General features: G+C 75.2%; 1 protein-coding gene. It reads left to right on the forward strand.

Annotation, left to right across the window (positions count from 1 at the left end; translation table 11 throughout):
- A partial coding sequence (locus ACFQ8C_RS36495) for a type I polyketide synthase (protein WP_383466195.1) occupies positions 1-4,657 on the forward strand: 4,657 nt, incomplete at both ends.

Below are 4,657 nucleotides of genomic sequence, written 5' to 3' on the forward strand. Positions count from 1 at the left end.
CCCGTCCGCTTCGCGGCCGCCCTCGACGCCCTCCGAGAGCAGTCGTCCGTACGGCACTTCGTCGAGGTCGGCCCGGACGCCACGCTCACCGCGACCGCGCCCGAGGCCCCCTTCGTACCGCTCCTCCGCCGCGACCGCGACGAGCCGCGCGAACTGCTCACCGCCGTGGCCAGGCTGCACGCGTCCGGGACGGAACTCGCCTGGGACGGCGTGTTCGCCGGGCACGCCGCCGTAGCCGCCGCCCTTCCCACGTACGCCTTCCAGAGGGAGCGCTACTGGCTCGACGCGCGGCGTGGCCCGGGTGGCGCGGGCGACGTGTCGACGCTGGGGATCGATCCGGTGGGGCACCCGCTGCTCGGTGCCCTGACCGTCGTCGCCGACTCGGGGGCCGTCGTGCTGACCGGGCGCCTCTCCACCGACGGCCAGCCGTGGCTCGCGGACCACCGGGTCAAGGGGCGGCCCGTGCTGCCCGGCACCGCGCTTCTCGAACTGGCCCTCCGGGCGGGCGCCGAAGCGGGCTGCCCCCGCGTCGCCGAGCTGACCCTGACCCGGCCCCTGGTGCTGCCCGACACCGGCGCCGCCCGCGTCCAGGTCGTCGTCGGACCGCCGGACGCGACCGGCGCCAGGGCCGTCGGCATCCACAGCCGCGCGGACGGGGACCAGGAGGACTGGGTCCGGAACGCCGACGGAGTGCTGACCCCGGACGGCACCGCGGGGCGAGTCGTCCCGCCGGCCGTCCGTACCGACGACACGCGACTGATGCCCCTGGACGGCCTGTCCGAGAGCCTCTCGGCCTCCGGGCTCGACTACGGTCCCGCCTTCCAGGGCCTGGAGGCCGTGTGGCGCGACGGCGACGACCTCTGCGCACAGGTCGGGCCCGTGCCCGGCGCGGAGGGGGACGCCGGGCGGTTCTCGCTGCACCCCGCCCTCCTCGACGCGGGCACCCAGGCACTGCGACTGGCCGACGCGGACGGCGCCGCCGCGCGGCTTCCGTTCTCCTGGTCCGGCGTCTCCCTGCGTACGCCCGGCGCGAGCGCCCTGCGCATCCGGTTCACGGCGACGGGGGACGACGGTTTCGCCGCGCGCCTCACCGACCTCGCCGGCCGGGACGTGGGGACCGTCGACTCCGTGGTGTTCCGCCCGTTGGCGGAGCAGCGGTTCGACGAGGTGCCGGCGCGCAACCCGCTCCACCGGCTCGGCTGGACGCCCCTGGGCATCCCTCTCTCCGCCGACTCCGCCGTCGTACCGCCGCCCCACGACGTCCTCGTCCTCGGGACCGCCGAGGCGGCCGAGGGCGGCGTGCGCGACGAGCCCGGCATCGGTGCCGTACGGGCCCTGCTTCTGCGCACCCTCGACGTGCTCCGGGACCGGCTCGCGGACCCGGAGCACGAGCACCGGCCTCTGGTGATCGTCACGCGGGGCGCCGTCACGACCGGAACGGGAACGGAACCCGTTCGGCCCGACGCCGCCGCGGCGGCCGTGTGGGGACTGGTCCGCTCGGCGCAGGCCGAACACCCGGGCCGTTTCCTCCTGTTGGACCTGGAAGGCGAAGGCGAAGGCGCAAACGAAGGCGAAGGCGGCGACGAGGGCGCCCCCGGTCCCGACGTGCTGTCCGCCGCACTGGCCTCGGGCGAGCCCGTCGTCGCCGTACGGAACGGAGCCCTGCTCGCCGCGCGCGTCACGGCCCTCGACACCGCCGACACCACCGGCGCTGCCGACACCACCGGCGCTCCCGACACCGCCGGCGCCACCGGCGCGGCGCTGCGGGCCCGTGCCCCCTTCGACCCGGCCGGCACCGTCCTCGTCACCGGCGCGTCCGGCGCCCTGGGCGTGGTCGTCGCCCGCCACCTCGTCACCCGGCACGCGGTGCGCCGGCTCCTCCTGGTCAGCCGCACCGGCACCACGTCACCGGCCCTCGCCGAGCTGACCGCCGAGCTGACCGCGCTCGGCGCGCACGTCACCGTCGCCGACTGCGACGTCGCGGACGGGGCGGCGCTGGCAGACGTGCTGGGGGCCGTCCCGGCCGACCGCCCCCTGACCGGTGTCGTGCACGCGGCCGGCGTGCTCGACGACGGCATCGTCTCCGAGCTGACCGCCGACCGCCTCGACGCCGTGCTCGGCCCGAAGGTCGCCGGGGCACTCCACCTGCACCGCCTCACCCGCGACGCGGACCTCGGCGCCTTCGTCCTCTTCTCGTCGGTCTCCGGCCAGCTCGGCGCACCCGGCCAGGGCAACTACGCCGCGGCGAACGCCTTCCTGGACGCCCTCGCCGAGCGGCGCCGCGCCGAGGGGCTGCCCGCGCTCTCCCTCGCGTGGGGCCCCTGGGCGCCCGACGGCGGCATGACGGCCGCGCTCACCGCCGCCGACCTCTCCCGCATGGCGCGCAGCGGCATCGCCCCGCTGCCGGCCTCCGAGGCCCTCGACCTCCTCGACGCCGCCCTGGGCCGTCCCCAGGGCCCGGCGTCCGTCCTCGCGGTGAAGCTCGACAGGGCGGCCCTGTGCCGCGACCCCGACGGCGTCCCCACCGCCTTCCGCGACCTGGCGGCGGGCGTACGCAGGGGTACGGTGCCGGGCGCGTCGCCCGTCGACGTCACGGCCGCCCTCGTCGCCCGGCTCGCGGCCCTGCCCGACGAGGCGGCACGCCACGAAGCCGTACGGGACCTGGTGCGCGGCCACGTCGCCCTGGCCCTCGGCCACGCTTCCGGAGCCGACGTCGAGCCGCACCGGGGCTTCCACGAACTGGGCTTCGACTCGCTCACCGCCGTCGAGCTGCGCAACGGCCTGAGCGCTGCCACCGGCCTGCGCCTCTCGGCGACCCTCGTCTTCGACCACCCCACGGCATCCGCCGTGGCGGACCGCGTCCTCGCGGAACTGGCCGCCGCCCACCCCGGCCTCGCGGGCACCGGGCACGCGGCCCGGTCCGAGGACCCCCGCTCGGTGTCCGGCTCGTCCGACGACGCTGCCGCGGGCCGCCGGGTCGTCGTGGGTGCGGGTGGGGACGATCCGGTGGTGATCGTCGGTATGGCGTGCCGTTATCCGGGTGGTGTCGACTCGCCCGAGGCGTTGTGGGAGCTGGTCGTGTCGGAGACCGACGCGATCGGTCCGTTCCCCACCGACCGGGGCTGGGACATCGCGCGACTGTACGACGCGGACGGCGAACGCCCCGGCACCAGCTACGTCCGCGAGGGCGGATTCCTCTACGACGCGGGGCAGTTCGACCCCGGCTTCTTCGGTGTCTCCCCGCGCGAGGCCGCGACCGTCGACCCGCAGCAGCGCCTCCTCCTGGAGACCTCCTGGGAGGCGATCGAACGCGCGGGCATCGACCCGCACTCCCTGCGCGCCACGGCGACCGGTGTGTACGCCGGGGTCCAGTACCACGACTACGTCGGCAGCAAGAGCACCGGTTCCCTGACGACCGGTCGGGTGGCGTACACGTTGGGTCTTGAGGGGCCTGCGGTGAGTGTGGATACGGCGTGTTCGTCGTCGTTGGTGGCGTTGCATCTGGCGGTGGGGGCGTTGCGGTCGGGTGAGTGCTCGCTGGCGTTGGCGGGTGGTGTGACGGTGATGGCGACTCCGGAGTCGTTCGTGGAGTTCAGTCGTCAGCGGGGGTTGGCGTCGGATGGTCGGTGCAGGGCGTTCGCGGAGGGGGCGGACGGTACGGGGTGGGCCGAGGGTGTGGGGGTGCTGGTTCTGGAGCGTCTGTCGGATGCCCGCGCCAATGGCCACCCCGTCCTCGCGGTGGTGCGGGGTTCGGCGGTGAATCAGGACGGTGCGTCGAACGGGATGACGGCGCCGAACGGTCCTGCCCAGCAGCGGGTGATCCGGCAGGCCCTGCGGGTCTCCGGCCTTTCGGCCGCCGAGGTGGACGTGGTGGAGGCGCATGGTACGGGGACGACGTTGGGTGATCCGATCGAGGCGCAGGCGTTGTTGGCGACGTATGGGCAGGGTCGGGGGGACGGCGATCCGTTGTGGCTGGGTTCGGTGAAGTCGAACCTGGGGCACACGCAGGCGGCGGCGGGTGTCGCCGGTGTGATCAAGATGGTGGAGGCGATGCGCCACGGCGTCCTGCCGGCCTCTCTCCATGCGGACAAGCCGTCGTCGCGGGTGGACTGGGACGCGGGTCGGGTCGAGCTGCTGGCGGAGTCGCGGGCGTGGCCCGGGACCGGACGCCCGCGCCGGGCGGGGATCTCGTCCTTCGGCGTGAGCGGTACGAACGCCCACGTCATCGTCGAGCAGGCCCCCGCCGAGCCGGAGGCGCCGGAGTCCCCCGAGTCCCCCGGCGCCGTCGTCCCCTGGCTGCTCTCGGCACGGAGTGGCCAGGCACTGGCCCGCCAGGCGGAGCGCTGGCTGACCTCCATCGACGACGCCCCCGACCTGTCGCTCGCCGACATCGGCTACTCGTCGGTGGTCTCACGCTCCGCGTTCGAGCACCGTGCGGTGATCGTGGGCCGTGACCGGGGCGACTTCCTCAACGGCCTGCTGGCCCTGATCGACGGCGAGGACGCCCCCAACGTCACCACCGGCACGGCACGCGCCGAGGGCAAGGCGGCGTTGGTGTTCGCGGGTCAGGGGTCGCAGCGGTTGGGGATGGGTCGTGGGTTGTACGGGGCGTTCCCGGTGTTCGCGGGGGCGTTGGACGAGGTGCTCGCGGAGCTTC

It is taken from the genome of Streptomyces sp. NPDC056503, assembly GCF_042794995.1.
Taxonomy (GTDB): Bacteria; Actinomycetota; Actinomycetes; order Streptomycetales; family Streptomycetaceae; genus Streptomyces.